Origin of the sequence: Candidatus Methanodesulfokora washburnensis, from assembly GCF_003947435.1 — an archaeon.
In the GTDB taxonomy this organism is placed as follows: Archaea; Korarchaeota; Korarchaeia; order Korarchaeales; family Korarchaeaceae; genus Methanodesulfokora; species Methanodesulfokora washburnensis.
Window position 1 is genome coordinate 1 of sequence record NZ_RCOS01000114.1, and the last position, 17,907, is coordinate 17,907.

Genomic DNA, 17,907 nt, shown 5'->3' on the forward strand with positions numbered 1-17,907 from the left:
AAGTTTACCTATACTCCAAGTTCTGGCTCCAGTTCTACACAGTGGCAAAGTATGGCTTAGAAAAGCTTGGAGTTGGAGCGGATAAGCTCTTTGAGAAGGAGGAGGCTGAGCTCGCCATAAAGCATGCTGAGAGATGTAGGTATGTAGCACAGCGATTATTTTACGAGGTAAAATATGAGGAGAGCTCTTAATAGAGCTTTGAAGCTTCGTGAACAACAGAAATTTCACCTGAACCTTGCGCGTGCATTTTTGATGATATAAAAGTTTTTCCATGAAAGAGCAGAGCACAAATTAGGCTGATGAACAAACTCTGACATAGATGGTTGTGATCGTGGAGTGGATATTGATAGTATCGATAATCTATACAAGAAATATTGATTCAAATTATATATTACTATAATAATGCTGAAAACCTTAGGACTTAAACTTATGAAAAAGCTTTTATTTTAGTTCCCGCTTAAAATCACGATGAAAAATGGATAAGATGTTATCCGCCCTTATCCTAATAGGGATTGTTATACTCGCCATTCCTTTCGTAATGATGTGGGAAGCAATGGAGGAGAGCTTCTATGGAAAAACATTCCTCTATTGGCTCTCTCGACAGCACTTAGGAGATACAGGATGGGTTCTTCTCTTCTGGTCCTCTCTCATCATAGGGTTCATCATCTTGCGTATATGCGCGTATCTTTATCAGGGAAGTGAATCCCCTCGTGCACGCGCACGCATAAAAATATAATTTTAGGATTGATGTGCATCTCGTTGCTTGTGCAGTATACTGCCCCAATGACGATGATTTTCCTGAGATAAGGTCATTGCTCAACTATTCTAGGAGGATCCTCATTATTTCTCTCCTTTTTAACCTTATAAAATTTTCTTTTGACTGGGTAAGCAACCACAAACTGATGCTAGCGATGTGCACCAAGCTATGCAGAATGTGCATGGGGCAATTATATCTCGAGATTTCAACATTAGTTTAATCTCCGAAAGATGCACGCTATAATGTCTACATAGTTCCTAGAATTCATCAGCTTAGGTTCTCTCAATTCATGGAAGCATTTTTCTCGTGCTGATAACACCTTTATATTAAACTACTTTTTTAGCAATTATCTCGGATATATCGAACATCAGCTCCGGGACTCTGTGGAAATCGATCCCCTTTTCAATTAATTTCTTGAGATCCAATTTATAGAGATGAGGCAATGTGAACGTGATTGCGTTATATCCTCCCTTTCTTACACTAAGGTCGATTTTATTATGTGGGGACCAAGGGTTCGCTGAAAGAGGCCCCTGGCTCTCAAAAAATTCCGTGACCAGCTCTATTAGATCAGGATCGTCTTTTATTTTCTCCAGCATTCTCTCACTATCCAAACTCATCTCTATGCCCGCCAATTCCGCGCCTTTCAGTGCCGCCTTTATCATCCGGTAAATTTGAACATCCACAAAACGACTAGGCTTTTCAAGCCCCTTAATTATCGCTCTTATCTCCCCCTCGAAATAGTTTACACCACATGGGAAGTAGAACTCTACGGCTATCGCTCTTTGACCTTTTCCTGCTTCATTAGATCCAACTACTGTATCCCCGATCCGGCCACCAATTAAGGGGCTGTTCTTGCATGTGAATGATGTAGATGATGTAAATAAGCCTTTTTCAACAAGTTTAAGCCCAATGCCCATCCCCAATAAGGCCTGCTGTATGTTTAGCATGCCTGAGAGCTTCTTGTAGGTTTCTCTTGAAATTTCCAAGCTTTTAATGTACTCTGTTCTTTTAACTGCTAACCTCAACGGGGTATAATCGAGCCAATCAAAGTATTTCCAGACAGCAGTACCAGATATGAAATATTCCTCAGGCCGCTCGACTATATCATCCAAACTCTTAGAACCGGACATAGATATCCTCCCCTTAGGTCATCATGTAGCCTAATTTTCTGTAGCTTCCATATAAAATTTGTAGGGAAAAGTTTATAAATTTCTTAGAAGGAATTCATATAGGGATAACATGGGAGGCATCCCTCCTGATGAAAAAGTTATCCTTAAGTATGGTGGTCTCTCTGAGGGAAAGCTTATCATCACGGATAAGGCGGTGTACAGTAAAAGGGGATATCCTTTGAAATCTATGATATTTTTAATTCTTCTTTTCATCCCTATTAGTATTGCCATCCCTATTAAACATCCTGATCTCGAGATGATTCTGGTCTTAATGACTCCTTTTCTTATATTCATTCTAGGGTTCCTTTATGTTCTGATTCTTCCCCTAAAGAGGTATGATTTTAATGAAATATCACTGATGTACTGCGATGAGAAGTATATACCTGGGCGCTGGGAGACACATTACTCAAGCCCATCCTATCCAGGAGATCGTGATACCCGGGAGGAGAGAAGTGAGTGGGTTCCACCTAGTACTAAAGGAAAGGTGGGAATAATTCTCTCAAATCAAGAAAATATAGAACTTTTATCATATAAAGTAGGAGGAAGAGGAGGTCTTCGAGGGATGATTCGTGATGCTATTGAGCAACTGCCTCCGGGCAGGCTTAATTTTCTACCGTATGACCCTGGAAAAGCAGCAACTGGCATACCTGTAAAACCGGCAGAATCTGGCTTTTCTGGAAAAGCAGCTGTGGCTGGAATACTGAGTTTTATCATCCCAGGCCTCGGGCAGGCAGTTGCTAGAAGGCTATTGAGGGGATTGGGATTCTTCCTCGGCGCTGTAGCGTGGAATCTTATTGTTTATATCGTGGCTCCGAACTTTGCAACATTGCTTGGGCCAATCTACAACATCTTTGCTGCATATGATGCATACAGAGTTTTTAAAATGAGAAAAATAGAGGGATTAGAGGAAATAGCGCGAACCTCAGAGGGGACCTATCGGTGATAATGCACGCATGACCACAGGATACTTCCATCTGATCCACTTGGCCTCCTTCCTTCTCCAAGACCCGATAAATCCTGTTTCTCTTTAGGACTTTTGAGTTTTATGTATCGGTAGAATTTTCACAACGAGATGTAGCTTATTTTAGTAGAATTTCCATGAGGATCAGCAGCACTAATGAGGCTATTGCAAGGTAATTCCACACTCGTTTATCCCCTGTGATTATAAGAAGCACTGATATTGATATTCCAACCAAGGATTTGAAGAGGGATACAGAAGATGCAGGAAAGAAAAGATCAAGGACATAAAAAATGAGGATAATGAGGGGGAGAAGGATGCCCAGCTTCGCGCGCAACTACCTTTTTAGGGGGCACTGCCCATACCTTAGGATTTAGGGTATGAGAGGGTTTAATGGCATAGAGGATCCATAGCCCTTGTCACTATAAAATTATGGAAGAGCTAAAATATGCCACTCCAACTCTATGGTCAGCCACTCTCAAAACTTAAATATTAGGATCCCATGTAAACGAGGGGTTCATTATGGTGAATCTGGAGGAGTGGGATAAAGAGGAGATGAAGAGGACGGAAGAAGTCATTAGTTCATTAATAGACAGAGTGGAAAGAGGGGAGGAAATATCCCTGCTGGATCTTGCACCCGAGTACAGGGAGATCCTGAGGGAAGGGACATATGGCCTATGGGTTCCTCCAGGCGGTATTCAAAAAATGCTTCAGAGACCCTTGTTAAACCTAGCCAGCATGCTTGACAGAGGGATGCCTGTTCCATCGGTTCTCCTTGTTCCCTTAAATTTGTACAGAAGCAAAGCGGGATTTATTGGTGAGTATGGGCTTGTTCCGGAGATAGGAGGCCCTTCCTACGATATTTTCCTTCAGGAGATAAGGGAGGGCAGGATTCTTCCGGTTATCACACAAGCTCCCACCCATTACAAGGGGGACTTCTATCAGGAGATACTAAAGGCATGTGAAGAGGGAATACAACAACTTCCTCCCTCTATGCTTAGAATAACATCGTTCATGGGGTGGTTCTCGCTTATAGAATCAGCTATTCAGGAGGGAATTCCACTGGAGGAAGGATGGATAGATCTTGTTCTGCAAAGGCACCCGGAATATAACGTTGAATCATGGAAGGAGAAGGCAAGGAGCATTCTCTCCGATGAAAGGGTGCGGATTATACAGAAGGAATACCCAGAGTTGAAGGATAAGGAGTATGTGGCTTCTATCATCGGAACTTATGCCTATAATCTGTCAATATTTGGCTTTTCCGGCTTGGCTAATCTCTCTCTGGGGCTTCTTAGGAAATCCCTCTTGAGTTTTGATGTTTTGAATGCTTATTACGAATACTTGGTTTCTGGTTACTCAGTAGGTTTAGGCGGGGTCAGGATGTACGACAGATTTGATTTAGAGATGATGGCATTTTTGAGAATCATTGAAAAGAGGGATCTGCCGCAGGAAGGGGAGTTTGTTATAGTATCCCCTGCGCTCTTCAGCGTGGTAGGAACGACAATCAAGATTCCCATTGTGATGAAGTTCGATGAGGATGACCTGAAAAACTCCCTGAAGAGGGAGAGGGACGAAGAGCTGGAGAAACACATGCTGGACTCGATAAGGGCATTCCAGAGGTATGATTTCAGGGAATTCCGCGAGAGAAATGAGGCAATTAATGAGATTGTAACTGAGAGAATCGTCAAGGAGGCAAGAGGATACTATAGGAGGAGCAAGATAGTGAAAGGGATTATAATTTCAGGAGGGACTCTTACTCTAGCAGCAGGGGCAATAGAGGCATATCAGTATCTTCAACCTCTCCTTGGAATAATTCCTGGAATCCCTGGAATAATCCCTGAAGCAATGATTGGAATGATTTTTGAAGAAATTTTGAAAAAAATTCCTAAAATAACGGAGAAGAGGGAGGAGATGACGAGATGGCTTGTCTCTAGGTGGCCATTCCAGCAGAAGGGGCTTCCATTTCATCTGTGGCTTCACGAAATAAGCTGACTCAGACCCCATCGGTATCCCACCAAAAATTCCGGCATTAGCAGGTGGATCCATCTAATAGTATCGGATAACAAGTGCATATATACCGTTTACAACAAACCTATCATCGATCCCAGGTCTTCCAACACCAGCCTTAGGAGGGAGGGGAAGCCTTATGCGTGCATGTTTGAGAATTCTGACTTTCACCATCCTACTCCAATCTGCAGCGCGCAGAATATCTAGTTTGATTAAATCCCCTTTTTTAAGTCTTCCTAAGCTTATGCTAAAGGAGGGGTTGTATACGGAAACATGAAGGGATCCTTCATAAACAACCTCCTCGGAGGTCATGGGATTTCCCTATTTCCATAGTACAATTATGCTTGTTCTATAGTCAGCTTAACTACAGGTTTCTGCGGGTTGACTAAAATTATCTCCTTGCCGGCCTGAACTTCTATATATCCTTGAGATCTGATATCTTTGCCATCTATATAAGTGCCATTGGTGGACTGATCGTCTCTCACAAGAAACTTTCCGTTCTCAAACTTTACCTTTAAATGGACACGTGATATCGTATCCGGATCTCTCCACGCATAATTGGCTAAATCCTTCCTTCCCAAAACAAGTTCGGAACCACCTTCATAGATTTCTGCTACTTTAGTTTTTTTACCATCATTCATAATGGTATATACTACAGCTTTTTTGACTGCCGGGGGGGCAGCAGAAGGTGTTGGGGGGGCAGCAGAAGGTGTTGGAACGACACTACCGCATTTCGGGCAATAAGGATCGTTTGGATCATATTCGAACTCCTCTCCACATACTGGGCATTTAACTTTTGTCATAAATATACCCCAAAGGAGAGAGAAGGGGATATTATATAAACTTTTTTTTGGAAAAGTTTATATTGAAACTATTCAGTTAATTGCTTATGTCGAGCGTTGCAACACTCGAGGTTAAATTGAATAGAGGTGAATTGCCAACAGAAAAAGATTCCATAGTTTTTGCTCGGGTGACAATTAAACCAACGAAGGAAGTGGAAGAGCTTGTTAGAGCGCATCCCCGAAAAGTTCATTTGGCTATCGTAGTTGATGCAAGTAGTTCTATGTGTGGTGAGAAACTTGATACAGCTAAAGCAGCTGCATTAAGAAGATATGAAAGAGACCTTGGAGATGAAGACTATCTCTCGTTTATCACATTTGAGAGCAGTGCATATGTCATAGTGGATACTGCATCCAAGAAGAGCAGAGGAGATATAGGAGATCTAATAGAATCGATTCAGTGTGGCTTCCTGACCAACCTCTATGAAGGAATAGAAAAAGGTATTAGACTACTTCAGAAGACACCTCAGGGTTACCTCAGAAGGATGGTGATAATGACAGATGGTATGCCAACTACAGGCATTACAGATCCCGAGAAAATAATTGATTTAGTTAGAAGGGCTAGAGATATGAACATAGAAGTGAGTGTTTATGGGATAGGTGATGACTATGACATGGCTCTGTGTAAAGCTATTTCAGAAGCCGGTGGAGGTTACATAAGACACGCAAGCAAGCCTGATCAATTGGAGGGTTTGAGTAAGACGACAGTAGACAAGGCCAAGTCGACAATATTGGACAAGGTTGAGCTTAAGGTAGATCTAGCAGATAAAGTTGAAGTTCAAGGGGCAGTACAAATGGCCCCGCGTGTTGTTCTGATCACCCTGTCTCCAGAGCAAAAACATTATAGTTGGGATTTGGGAAGCTTATCGACGGCAGAGAATGCCATTGTTGCAATGAAGCTAAATGTAAAAGCTGGATTCCCCGAGGGGAGACAGAAGATAGGTGAGGTATCGGTGGGGATGCTAAAACATGATATTTACGTAAACTTTGCCAGAGAAGTTCCTTTTGTAGAGGATCCTGATGCAAGGCTTTACTATACACTTGGGGATCTTATGGGAAGAATTATCGATAAAGCAACCAAACAAATGGATGCCAGCGAAGAGTACAGGGTGCTTAATGCTCTAGTCAATACCCAAGAAGTGAAAAATTTACAAATGAAAGACGTTGTGTTTGCAGTTATACTTAGCAGAATTCTCGAATCAGAAAAACAAACAAGAGTAGAGCAGGGGATCACAAGACCTGACTACGGCACGAGAGTTGATTCTCTAATAAATGTATTAGGAGGGTAAGGGGAAGGAAGGATGGGCCGTGGCGGTCTTCCCTTTGACGTCGGAGATATCGTACTCGGAAAGTATAGATTGACTAAGTTTATACATATGGGAGGCATGGGTGTTGTTTTTAAGGCTATGGAGATAACAAGTGGCAGCATTGTAGTTGCCAAATTCGCAAGATTAAATGGGCATCCTGATATCAGGCCCTTGCTAAATAAAAACAAACTGGAAACTGAGGCTGCTATTCTGGAGGATATATGGAAAAAATATGGCGGCCATCCCTATATTGTGAAATTTATAGAAAGAGGTTTAGAAGGTGACCATCCGGTATTAATTATAGAGTTTATAGACGGGGAAAGCCTTATTAATTTTGCCAGAAAACAAGGAGGTCTTGATGCCGATCTGGCTTTTGATATAGGCTTTAAGTTAGCTGAAGTGCTCGATTTTCTCCATTCAAAAAACATTCTGCACAGAGATTTTGGCCCGGATAACATAATGATAAGGAGGAGAAACAATGATCCAGTCCTCATAGACTTTGGAACTTCTAAATATGGATATATACAATCACATACTATAATAAGTGGAAAAGATATTCATCCTCCAGAACTAAAGATGAAAGGCGAGGCAAGACCTTCAACGGACGTTTACATGTGGGCTGCGACTGTTATGAAAATAATGAAGCCTTATGCAGATGATTTTAGTAAGTACCTCGAGTCATCTACATTTAAACTCATATATCCACCATGCAGATTAGTTGATTGTAGGACATTAACAAGAATCGATAGAAGAAAATTTGATGATATATTAATAAAATGCCTCGATCCAGATCATTCCAAACGCATCACAAGCGGTCATGAATTGCTAAGTATGCTAAAAGGTATATCTATTCCTCCTGTAGTACATAACTATATAATTGTTAATGGCAGAAGAATAGACCTCGATCCTAACAAAAAGTATGTGATTGGAAGAGAGGGATCCGGAGCTAATATTGAAGTTGTTGATCCCCAAAAACATATTAGCAGAAAGCATGCTGAACTCTGGTTCGATAGGAGAAGAGGTAAGTGGATCGTTAGCGACCGTCATAGCACTAATGGAACGCTGGTTATCAAGTCCGATGGGCCGCATTTAGTTTGTTCTGGGAATAGAGGGAAACCTGTATCACCACCTGTTTATCCGGTAGAATTAGACCCGGGAGATAAAATTGTTCTTGCTTTTAAAGATAAGGGAGGTAATATGTATGATCCTTACATCGAGATCCCCTTCTATTAGTGTAGATGCTGGTACTGATAGAGGAAGAAGGAGAGAAAAAAATGAGGACTCATATAACGTAGTCCAACTAAAGAATCCTCTGATGAATGTCACTCTTGTAGTGGTTGCTGATGGTGTTGGAGGACTTGAGGCAGGTGAGCTGGCCAGCAGGATTGGTTCGCTAACCTTCTCTTCCGATATCATAGATAGCTTAATTGATGCAAGAATAAAAAATTTGAATATTAATGATATTGATATTGTAAATTTTATCTATCAAGCGGTTAATGATGCTAATAGTAAAATAAGGAATGCTTTAAGCAACGCAGGTACTACATTGGTTGCTGCACTGATGATTCCTGCCGAACACCAAGTTTTGACATACATAATCAACGTCGGCGATTCAAGAGCATATTTGATTGATAAGGAGAGCTGGGAAATTTACCAACTAACAAGGGATCATTCAGTAGCTTGGGCTGATTTTGAGGAAAAAGAGCTCAAAAAATTCTGGAGCAAATCAGTTGATGGACATGAGCTGGCTCAAGTGAAGTTTAATTATATCAAGACACATCCTAGAGCACATATGATAACTAATGTAGTCGGTTACTACGGTAAGGTTGGGGGAATAGAGATCATAAAGATCGGTCTAGACCGTAAAGATAGATTGTTGCTCTGCACAGATGGATTGACGGATATGTTAAATGACTATGAAATAGTAAATATAATGAAAGAAAGTGAAGATCCCGTGGGAAAGCTGATTGAAAAAGCTAACGAGCGTGGAGGAGAGGATAATATAACTATTACAATAATAGATATTATATAGATATTTATAAAAAACTTTCACCAGACTTGCGATGCCACTCATAAGGTGGTTTAGCTTGAGTAGTTACAAGGTTATTAGGAAGCTAGATGAAGGAGGGATTGCTACAATTTATCTTGTAAAGTGCATTGAAACTGGAGAAATAGCAGTTGCAAAAGTCCCTCGCCATAAATATGTAGATTTAATAGAGAAAGAGATAGCTATATTAAAACATCTACGCCCTGTTGAAGGAGTTCCTAGATTTATTGATCGGAAGTGGTATTATGAGGAAGGAGTCCCAGTGCTAATACTGGAATACATAGAGGGAGCACCTCTGGCACGCATAATGAGATATATGTATAGCAAATCTAGCTATATTTTAAAGATTTTTCTTGATTTAGTAAATATTGTACAGCATATACACAAACTCGGAGTTGTGCATAGAGATATAACCCCAGATAACATAATAGTTGGAATTAGTGAACAGGTTAAGCTGATCGATTTTGATGCTGCAGAGTTCATAGGATCAGTTAAAGGTGTCAGAGTATACCACGGAAAATATACAGCACCTGAAGTCCAGAATGGCGCTGTAACTTATTCAAGCGATGTGTGGTCATTAGGTGCCATTCTTAAAGATCTTGCTTTTCTTCATTCTCTACCTATTAGTATGAGCTATTTGAATAATAGGCTTCTGGTTAAAGATCCGCACAAACGTATTAGTCTAGAGGAACTCAAGAATTACTTAAGTAAATTATACCTAAATTTATACTAATAAAATTATTTACTATACCTAATTTTATCTCTTCTTTGTTATCAGTTTCCAGATTGATTCCAAAAAGATAATACTGCAGAAGTTATCATTACCGCTAAAGTTATTAGAGCACTATGAAACATTCCAATATAGTATAATATATCTATGCACGCGCAGGCGCTCTTCGATCATCTCAGCGCACGTCTCATAACGATATTGCAAATCACCTAAAAACAATTGTTTCTTCTTCCTCTAACACTATTGTTCCTTCTCTTTTCTTTTTGTGCGCGTAGTAGATCGCAACAATGACCAGCAGAATCACAACAATGACCAGTGGAATACGCAGATGATAGAAGGCATCGATTGGTGTTGTTGTGACTGCCGGGCTTTTTTGCTCCGGAGGTTGTGTTTGTTGCTGAGATGGAGATGAAGAAGGCTGAGATGGAGATGAAGAAGGCTGAGATGGAGATGAAGAAGGCTGAGATGGAGATGAAGAAGGCTGAGCCTCTGACGAAGGCACAGTTACCTTCACAGTTTCGTTGTCCGTCAGCCCATCGCTCTGATAGGCAGTCACCGTGATTACATAGGTTCCAGGTTTTTCATATACATGAGATGCAGGAAAATGTATATCCTCCTCTATTCCATCCCCCCAGTTGCAGTGAATCCTCGTTAGAGTGACAACTGACCATCCTGGATTCGCAATTCCATCTATTGAGACATTAAGACCGGTTATTTCAGGATTATAAAGGGTTAGAGATGGGGGTCTTGAGATGAAGACGGAGAATGTTTGTACATCCGATTGTATCCATTTGTTCCACCAGTCGCTGGGCGTAGTCTGATACATTGCTATGATTTTATATTCCGTATATCCAGGCTCTGATGGGACCTGAAAACTTGCCCGATAAGTTATACTTTCCGATCCGCTCCTTGGGATGGCTATGTCGTTGTTTGTCCATACAGTGCTCTGCGATCCTGGATGTATCTTCAGGATCATTATATATATGTGGGAATTAGCAGGAAGGCTATACTGTATGTCCAAGCGAACTGTTATGGTTTTTCCCACTACAAAAGTGGATGGAGCCTCAACTCCAGTTATCTTAACCCAGTACTGTGCTGTTACGGCATGCGCAGTTGTTGTGCACAGAATGAGTATTATGGTGAGCATGGCAACTTTATGGTATCTCACATGATTCCGAGCACTCTGTTTAATAAATATTTTTCTTCTAGTTGCACATCCACACGCACAAGCACTAAAGTCCCTTCCGGGATACCCCAGCCAAGCACGCGTGTATGGAAAAAATTTTATAAAATTTATAATACAGAAGGTTTTCGGTGAAGAAAGGTTGAAGAGCTTGAGGAAATCCTCCGCTGCAGGGGACAGCTGAAACCGTTATACTTTCCGGTGGCTTTAAGAGCTATAAAGCTGGAACTTTTCCACCGGCGTGCCATGTTTCTTTGATGATATAAAAGTTTTTCCATAAAAGAGCAGAGCACAAATGAGGCTGACGAACAAACTCTGACATAAATGGTTGTGATCTGGAGTGAATATTGGTAGCAGTATCGATAATCTATACAAGAAATATTGATTCAAATTATATTACTATAACAATACTGAGAATGCTGAAAACCTTAGGGCTTTTGAGTTTTATGTATCGGTAGAATTTTTCACAACGAGATGTAGCTTATTTTAGTAGAATTTCCATGAGGATCAGCAGTACTAATGAGGCTATCGCAAGACATCTCCATATCCGTTTATTCCTTGTGATTAGGAGAAGTGCTGATATGAATATCCCAACCAACGATTTGAAGAAGGATACAGCAGATGCAGGGAAGACAATATCAAGGACATAAAAAATGAGGATAATGAGGGGGAGAAGGATGCCCAGCTTCATAACAGGAGAAAAAGCCTGAGATTTCAGCAGGAAAACTGGGAAAATTCGCAGAAAGTTTCCAGAAACCTTCCCAATTTTCCCTGTCCTAATCCCATCCGTTCATAATGGTGTGCTAAGGAAGCTGATGAAGGCAGCAGTCATCATATCGCTTCTCCTTTTCCTCAGGTTCAGAAGCCTCTACATCCTCTTTATACCTGTTTCCCTCATCTTGATATCGGAGCTCATTGATTCGGATGCGATAATCCTGAAGGAGTGGAGAAATGGGAGAATCTCATATACTTTAGGCTTTTACAGCTTCAGGAACAGGAGGAAGGCGAATGAGAACGTGCTAATAGTGGGGACATCGGGGAAGGGGAAGACCAATTTGATGGATCTATTGATATCAAAGTACTTCGACAGGTTCATCGTTTTCAACTTCAAGAAGGGGGATCTCCATTTAAAGCTAGATGCAAAAGTAGTTGACATATCAGAGTATGGCCCATTCGATAAGGACTCGTTTGTCGAGGCCTTCATGCTCACATTCCAGCCAAGGATAATAGGTGAGGTTGTGAGCAGGTATGCCGGCCTTCTGATAGATCTTGTGAACAGGAGCGAGGACTGGGCAACCCTTCTCAGGAATCTCGATGAATCGATAAAGAGGGAGAAGGACAGGATAAACAAGACCACATTGATAAGCCTCAAGGAGAAGATACATCTCCTCTTGCCTAAGGGAACGGGGGATATACCGATTGCGGACAGGGTTGTCTACGATTTCTCATCCCTAAACGATTATCAGAAGTGCTTCTTCGCTGAGATACTTCTGAGGAAGCTTAGGGATGTGAGCAACATAGCTATAGGTATAGATGAGGCCTACAATGTGTTCAGGAGGACTGAGCACCACTACAGCATAACAGAGGATCTTTTGAGGGGAGGGAGGGCTAGGAAAGTTGCGTTCATAGTCGCAACTCAGAGCATCCTTGACATGCCAGCACCTCTAATATCCCAGTTCGACACGATATATGTGTTCTCAGTATCCGGACCAGATCTGGAGAGGGTAAGGGCGATGGGAGTTCCAGAGGGCCTTATAAAATCCTTAAGAAACTATGAGTGCATTGAGATAAGGTCAGGATACAGAGTTCTTAGGTTCAGGAGGTTCAAGAAGAAGGAAAAAGGGGAAAGAGAAGAAAGAGAAGGAGAAAAGGAGAAAGCGATAATAGAGTATGATGGAAGGGGCTTCAACATAGGGAAGTGCAGGCTTGAGATGAGGAATGCAGGGGATCTAACCGAGATAGTATTTTCTGATGGAACTAGAACTGAGAGATGCTATGTGAAGAGGCTTGATGAGATAAGGGAGAGCAGGATCTGGAAAATAATAGAAAACAGGTTCTCAAATGCGGATGAGGTAATTGACAGGATAAAGGAAGTGGATCTCAGAAGGGGAATAGACTACAGGGATGAGATAACGAATGCACTAGCTGAGAATGGAATTCTAAGCTCATCAGCAATAGCTAGGATTATAGCGAGGAGGCATGGATTAAATGAGGACTCTGTAAAATTTGCATGCTCAACATACCTGAAGAGGATGGCGGAAAAAGGAGAGATAGTGAGAAACGAGCTTTTGGATGAGTTTGGAAGGAGGACTGTCTATTACGAGCTTCCATCTGCTTCTGAAAGCAGATTTCACGATTTGATAATAAAGAAAATAGAAATAATTTGCAAAAGGCTTGGGCTAAACGCTGAGAGGAGGGAGAATGTGGATATAGCTATTGGAAACATTGGGATAGAGGTTGAAACCGGGAAGAAGAGCAGAAAGCCTGCTGAGAGAAGAGGATATGATGAGATAATAGTTGTCGTCCCGAATGAGGATGTGAAAAAGAGATATGAGGGATCATTAACTTTAAAGGAGCTTTTCATCAGGCTCAAGGGATCGGATAAATGGGTAAGGGGGTCAATCGAGGCATATCTGGAGGGAAAGAGGGATATAAAATGGCTTATTGGCGTGATAGAGAGATCCGGATTGAGAGGTGAAGGACTGAGAAAGGAGATGGAGAGGATGAAAGAGGGAAATGAGGAGAAGGTGAAGATAATAGAGGAGGAGTGCAGAAGGAGGGGATATATCTAATACAATATTTTGTTAAAAATGATAAATTATCCTCATAGCAAAGGGTTATATCTATCACCTCCTTGAGCTCAGTGTGGATGAGCAGACAAAGGAGAAAATGAAGGAGAAAGCAGGGGATTGGCTGAAAAAATTTATCAGTAAAGCTGTTGCCACCGGAACCCTTTCAGCAGCAGCTCTTCTCGTCTCCCCATTTATCGCTGTATTTGAAGCTCTTGGAGCTGTGGAGCCCGCACATCTCTTTCTGGAATCGATTATAGGTGAGGAGCTATTCGAGAAGATAAAGGAGAAGCTTGGAGTGAAGAAGTACAGCGAGAAGGACATCGAGGAGATATATGAGCTGGCAAGAAAGGACGAAAAAGTGAGGAATATGCTTGCTGAACTGGTGAATGAGCTTATCGATGAGAAACTTCTTGATGAATTGGGAAAGGGCTCCCTGGAGGCAATATCTCAGGCAGTCAATGAGCTTAAGAAGGAGCTTCCAGATATCAAGGGAAGGCTGGAAAAACTTGAGAACGAGATCAAGGAGATAAAAAAGAGGCTGGAGAAGATAGAGGAGAAGGTTGAGCAGCTCGTAGGGCCAAGATATTTGAGAAATGAGGATGAGTTAATAGAAGTACTGAAAATGGGATGGGTAAAGGGGAGAAAACCTGTTGTAAGCAATAAACTGAGGAAGAAAATAGAAAAAGCAGTTGAATGCATCAAGGAAGGGGAGAAAGTTTGCATAATAGGCGATGCAGGAATTGGGAAGACAACAGCCCTGTATCTGGCCTGCTTACGCCTGATGAGCGAGGGGATAAAGCTCAGGGTATCGGGAATAGAGGGAGAAGGTGTGCTAGTTGTGGACGACATAGGGGCCAAGAGTGATCTTCTGAAAAAGCTTGAAAATTGCAGAACCCCTGTTATAGCGTCTGCTAGGAAATCCGAATGGGAAAGCCCAAGGAGATGGAATGAGGTAGAGATAGAGCCTGAGGATCAGAGGCCAAAGCTTAGGGAGATGTTCATCTCGATGCTCAAAGCAAATAAAGTGAAATATACGGAGGAGGCAGTTGATGAGATAGTGAAGAGGGATCCAACACCGGTGTTCCTGAGCATTATAGCTGAGGATTTCAAAGGAAAGGAGATGGACATAAAAGATGTCTCAAGAATTCCTAAAGATCTCTATGAGTACATAGCTGAGGTGATAAAGGATTGTGAGGATGATCTAGCAATTGCTCTGCTCTACTGTGTTGCCAAAACTGAGACAGGATGGCTTCACTCCACTCAGCTTAATATACTGAGGGATAAGCTTTCTAAGTATTTCAAGGGAGATGGAGAATATGAAAGGCTTCTTGCTGAGTTCTATGGATCCTATGGGATAAAGCACGATGTATGGAGGGATTTGATAACGATGGACAGGGAGAGGGTCCCCAAAGACGTCTTGTCCTCGGTTGAAGAAATGGATGTGATGAAGAGGATAAGGGCTTATGATGTCGAGGAGCTCACCAGAGAGGCATGCAAGGAATCACTAAACTATATAAAAATTATGAAAGCAACCGATTCTGCAAATCTTGCAAAGAGGGTCCTTGAGAACTTCCAAGATCTCTCCGAGGATGTTTTTAGGATTGCTTTAGGAGAAAAGGGGGACAAGAGGGATTTCATCCTCGATGTGATAGCTATTGAGGCACCTGATCCCTTTATGAGGATTGAAATTGACAAGGCTGAGAGGCTGGCATATGGGATAAATGCTCCAAATGCAGAAGCGGTGCTTTTCGGTCGCCTATCCTCTTACTATGGGGATCTAGCCAGCAAAGACAAGAGATTCCTCCCAGATCTAGCAGGAACATTGAACAACCTAGGAGCTGCCCTATGTGAGAAGGGAATGCTTGATGATGCAGTAGAGAGATATGAGGAGGCCCTTAAGATATACAGGGATCTAGCCAGCAAAGACAAGAGATTCCTCCCAGATCTAGCAGGAACATTGAACAACCTAGGAAATGCCCTATGTGAGAAGGGAATGCTTGATGATGCAGTAGAGAGATATGAGGAGGCCCTTAAGATATACAGGGATCTAGCCGAAAAAGATGAGAAATTCCTCCCAGATCTAGCTATGACATTGAACAACCTAGGAAATGCCCTAGGGAAGAAGGGATTGCTAGATGATGCAATAGACAGGTTAGAAGAGGCCCTGAAAGTGATGGAACCTCTATCAGATAAGCCATGGCTCTGGAATATAATATCCGAAAGCCACATCGGGATTGCCCTTCTGAAAAGGGATAAAAAAGGTGCAGCAGAGCATCTCTGTGCCGCTCTTAAAATGTTAACGGATGGAAGAGCTCCAAAAACCTATGATTCAGAGAAGCTTTTGAAAGACTGCATATCCCATCTCAAGGAGATTCCTGAGGAGCTCATCCCGGAGGAGTGCAGAAAGAAGCTCATTGACATTCTTCACCGCCAAAGCTAGGAGATTCTCGGTTATGCGCGCGAGTTCTGGGCTGTGTCAAGGCTATGGGCATGTACCCGCTTAAGCACTTCATGAGTGACTCGCTCAACACAACGTTGTCAGGCTATTAAAGCTTGGACAGCTCATCATGGTTAAAAACGGGCTTTCTTGTCGAGTTTTATTGGTGGATGAGATATCCCCTTCTGAGGATGTCGCAATATTGACGATAAAGCGACAGTTTTAGGCAAGAAGAGGCTAAAATAAAATTGTAAGGCTGGTATTAAAATTCAACATACCCACCTGCTGTAACCTTACCTTTAGTCTTAATCTATTACCTTTCTTGGATGATTTGGAAAAGTTATTGAAGAAGTAAAAATTAAAGCCAAAAATTTGTTGCTGATGTTAACTATTATAGAGTTTTTACAAATATTTGAAGATGAATATAAGAAATTAAAAAAATGGAATGTTCCAGAATATTACCACATAATTTGATGAAGAGAAGAGAGTAATGATTATTCCGAATCCTTTGTAGGTAAGTAGAAAGAGTAAAATTAAGCTATGATATAAATTTAAATTGTCCTTGAAAAACTTTAAGAGACGCTATGCCTAAAACTCTATGATTTCGTTATTAGGTAATACAGCTTGTAGAATTAATGGACTTCCATCAGAAGCGTATCCAGGAGTATATATGCTCAGCATCATGCCAGGTGCATATCTTCCACCTTTTGGGAGTTTTCTCAAAATATCCTGTGATGCAGGAACCCCTATGGTTTCATCTCCAGCCCAGCCATATTTTTTGCAGTCAGTAAATATGAGTATTCCGCTGTAACCTAAAGCTTTCGCATAAAGGGAGTATAAGTCTACTCTCTTTTCGCGTTTTTTGTGAAGTACTTCAGTTACATCTCTATGGGCAACTGCAAGAGTGTATCTCATCCCTAAATTCATTCTTTTGTCCTCTTTAATAACAGGTAGATAATTTTCTAAGAATTCGTAGATAGGTTTGCGATATACATTAGAGAAAGGTGGAGTTTCAGCCATGATTTTAGCTTCTCCGTAATCGAAGTAAAACTTTGCTATATCCTCTTTCCCTTCCTCGAATATTTTCATTATTCTCTCATATATACTTCCATCTAGCATTAATGTTAGATTGTCAGTTATAGCTCGCACTTTATCTTCCCATGTCCACGAACGTCCCTCATACTCATCTTCTCCAGTTTTTGCGTTAAACTCGAGGAGAAACGGATAAAGTGCTCTGCTTCGATTAATAATTTCCCTGTCATCTTCCTTAGGAAAGAGTTTTTCCATTTCACTTTTTCTCAGTGGTAATAAGCTTTTTTCCTTTTCATCCAGCTCTATATGGTATTTCAAATCTCTAATCCTAAGTTCGCCAAAATCATCGAATGCAAGTCCCAGAAAATCCCATTGTCTTATATGTGCGTTCAAAAATTCATGTAAATCTTCTTCTCCTTTTAACTCCGGCATGGCTTCAAAATACTTCAAAGCGGATCTGTAGTTTTGATAGTCAAATCCTTTAGCTAATACAGGATACTTTTCTATAAAAGCTTTGAACTCATCTTCTTTTGAAGGCGGAGCTGTGATGTTTGTAGTTGGTGTGACGTTTGTTTTAGCAGTTGGCATGCTTTGAGGCCTGCTAAATTTCTCCAGGTAAGAATACAGTGGCCCATGAAGGATGAAATCT

14 protein-coding genes are annotated in these 17,907 nt (G+C 41.4%); 9 read left to right on the plus strand and 5 right to left on the minus strand.

Features of this window, described 5'->3' with window-relative positions; all coding sequences use genetic code 11:
- Positions 1-191, plus strand: a 191-nt coding sequence (locus D6D85_RS16375; RefSeq protein ID WP_161969817.1) for a hypothetical protein, incomplete at its 5' end; no start/stop codon positions are given.
- Between the two features lie 892 nt (positions 192-1,083).
- Here the strand turns inward: D6D85_RS16375 and D6D85_RS09920 are convergent.
- Complete coding sequence (locus tag D6D85_RS09920; RefSeq protein WP_125671886.1) at positions 1,084-1,887, minus strand: hypothetical protein; 804 nt, start codon at positions 1,885-1,887, stop codon at positions 1,084-1,086.
- Positions 1,888-1,996: 109 nt separating this feature from the next.
- Here D6D85_RS09920 and D6D85_RS09925 point away from each other — a divergent pair, with 109 nt between their 5' ends.
- On the plus strand, positions 1,997-2,869 hold the full coding sequence (locus tag D6D85_RS09925) for a hypothetical protein (protein WP_125671887.1): 873 nt from the start codon (positions 1,997-1,999) through the stop codon (positions 2,867-2,869).
- A gap of 537 nt (positions 2,870-3,406) precedes the next feature.
- Positions 3,407-4,876: a hypothetical protein gene (locus D6D85_RS09930; protein ID WP_125671888.1), complete on the plus strand. Its 1,470-nt coding sequence runs from the start codon at positions 3,407-3,409 to the stop codon at positions 4,874-4,876.
- Positions 4,877-4,930: 54 nt separating this feature from the next.
- Here the strand turns inward: D6D85_RS09930 and D6D85_RS09935 are convergent, their stop codons facing one another.
- Positions 4,931-5,203: a hypothetical protein gene (locus tag D6D85_RS09935; protein ID WP_125671889.1), complete on the minus strand. Its 273-nt coding sequence runs from the start codon at positions 5,201-5,203 to the stop codon at positions 4,931-4,933.
- 26 nt (positions 5,204-5,229) lie between these two features.
- On the minus strand, positions 5,230-5,694 hold the full coding sequence (locus D6D85_RS09940) for an FHA domain-containing protein (protein ID WP_125671890.1): 465 nt from the start codon (positions 5,692-5,694) through the stop codon (positions 5,230-5,232).
- An 86-nt stretch (positions 5,695-5,780) separates the two neighbouring features.
- Here D6D85_RS09940 and D6D85_RS09945 point away from each other — a divergent pair, with 86 nt between their 5' ends.
- From D6D85_RS09945 to D6D85_RS09960, 4 genes are read left to right on the plus strand one after another with little or no spacing between them, the layout of a single operon-like run.
- On the plus strand, positions 5,781-7,019 hold the full coding sequence (locus D6D85_RS09945) for a vWA domain-containing protein (RefSeq protein ID WP_125671891.1): 1,239 nt from the start codon (positions 5,781-5,783) through the stop codon (positions 7,017-7,019).
- A 12-nt stretch (positions 7,020-7,031) separates the two neighbouring features.
- Positions 7,032-8,270, plus strand: a complete 1,239-nt coding sequence (locus tag D6D85_RS09950) for an FHA domain-containing serine/threonine-protein kinase (RefSeq protein WP_125671892.1) — start codon at positions 7,032-7,034, stop codon at positions 8,268-8,270.
- The gene (locus D6D85_RS09955) at positions 8,239-9,069 is read left to right on the plus strand and encodes a PP2C family protein-serine/threonine phosphatase (protein WP_125671893.1); all 831 of its coding nucleotides are present in this window, start codon (positions 8,239-8,241) and stop codon (positions 9,067-9,069) included. The genes D6D85_RS09950 and D6D85_RS09955 overlap by 32 nt, the downstream gene beginning before the upstream one ends.
- A 31-nt stretch (positions 9,070-9,100) precedes the next feature.
- Positions 9,101-9,817, plus strand: coding sequence for a serine/threonine protein kinase (locus tag D6D85_RS09960; RefSeq protein ID WP_125671894.1), 717 nt, complete (start codon positions 9,101-9,103; stop codon positions 9,815-9,817).
- Between the two features lie 202 nt (positions 9,818-10,019).
- Here the strand turns inward: D6D85_RS09960 and D6D85_RS09965 are convergent, their stop codons facing one another.
- A complete protein-coding gene (locus D6D85_RS09965; RefSeq protein WP_125671895.1) occupies positions 10,020-10,982 on the minus strand; it encodes a PKD domain-containing protein in 963 nt (320 codons plus the stop codon).
- 830 nt (positions 10,983-11,812) lie between these two features.
- Between D6D85_RS09965 and D6D85_RS09970 the strand changes: the two genes are divergently transcribed.
- Together D6D85_RS09970 and D6D85_RS09975 are read left to right on the plus strand one after the other, a co-directional pair.
- A complete protein-coding gene (locus D6D85_RS09970) occupies positions 11,813-13,789 on the plus strand; it encodes an ATP-binding protein (protein ID WP_125671896.1) in 1,977 nt (658 codons plus the stop codon).
- A gap of 73 nt (positions 13,790-13,862) precedes the next feature.
- Positions 13,863-16,229, plus strand: coding sequence for a tetratricopeptide repeat protein (locus tag D6D85_RS09975; protein ID WP_125671897.1), 2,367 nt, complete (start codon positions 13,863-13,865; stop codon positions 16,227-16,229).
- A gap of 585 nt (positions 16,230-16,814) precedes the next feature.
- On the opposite strand, the gene D6D85_RS09980 is transcribed toward D6D85_RS09975, so the two are convergent.
- The coding region (locus D6D85_RS09980) for a hypothetical protein (RefSeq protein WP_237558818.1) at positions 16,815-17,907 on the minus strand (1,093 nt) is incomplete at its 5' end.

What these genes read in the sequence shown, in the direction of transcription:
- D6D85_RS09930 (WP_125671888.1), top strand. Translation starts at nt 3,407, where the DNA reads ATGGTGAATCTGGAGGAGTGGGATAAAGAGGAGATGAAGAGGACGGAA.
- D6D85_RS09955 (WP_125671893.1), top strand. Translation starts at nt 8,239, where the DNA reads ATGATCCTTACATCGAGATCCCCTTCTATTAGTGTAGATGCTGGTACT.
- D6D85_RS09920 (WP_125671886.1), bottom strand. Translation starts at nt 1,887, where the DNA reads ATGTCCGGTTCTAAGAGTTTGGATGATATAGTCGAGCGGCCTGAGGAA.
- D6D85_RS09970 (WP_125671896.1), top strand. Translation starts at nt 11,813, where the DNA reads ATGAAGGCAGCAGTCATCATATCGCTTCTCCTTTTCCTCAGGTTCAGA.
- D6D85_RS09945 (WP_125671891.1), top strand. Translation starts at nt 5,781, where the DNA reads ATGTCGAGCGTTGCAACACTCGAGGTTAAATTGAATAGAGGTGAATTG.
- D6D85_RS09940 (WP_125671890.1), bottom strand. Translation starts at nt 5,694, where the DNA reads ATGACAAAAGTTAAATGCCCAGTATGTGGAGAGGAGTTCGAATATGAT.
- D6D85_RS09950 (WP_125671892.1), top strand. Translation starts at nt 7,032, where the DNA reads ATGGGCCGTGGCGGTCTTCCCTTTGACGTCGGAGATATCGTACTCGGA.
- D6D85_RS09925 (WP_125671887.1), top strand. Translation starts at nt 1,997, where the DNA reads ATGGGAGGCATCCCTCCTGATGAAAAAGTTATCCTTAAGTATGGTGGT.
- D6D85_RS09960 (WP_125671894.1), top strand. Translation starts at nt 9,101, where the DNA reads ATGCCACTCATAAGGTGGTTTAGCTTGAGTAGTTACAAGGTTATTAGG.
- D6D85_RS09935 (WP_125671889.1), bottom strand. Translation starts at nt 5,203, where the DNA reads ATGACCTCCGAGGAGGTTGTTTATGAAGGATCCCTTCATGTTTCCGTA.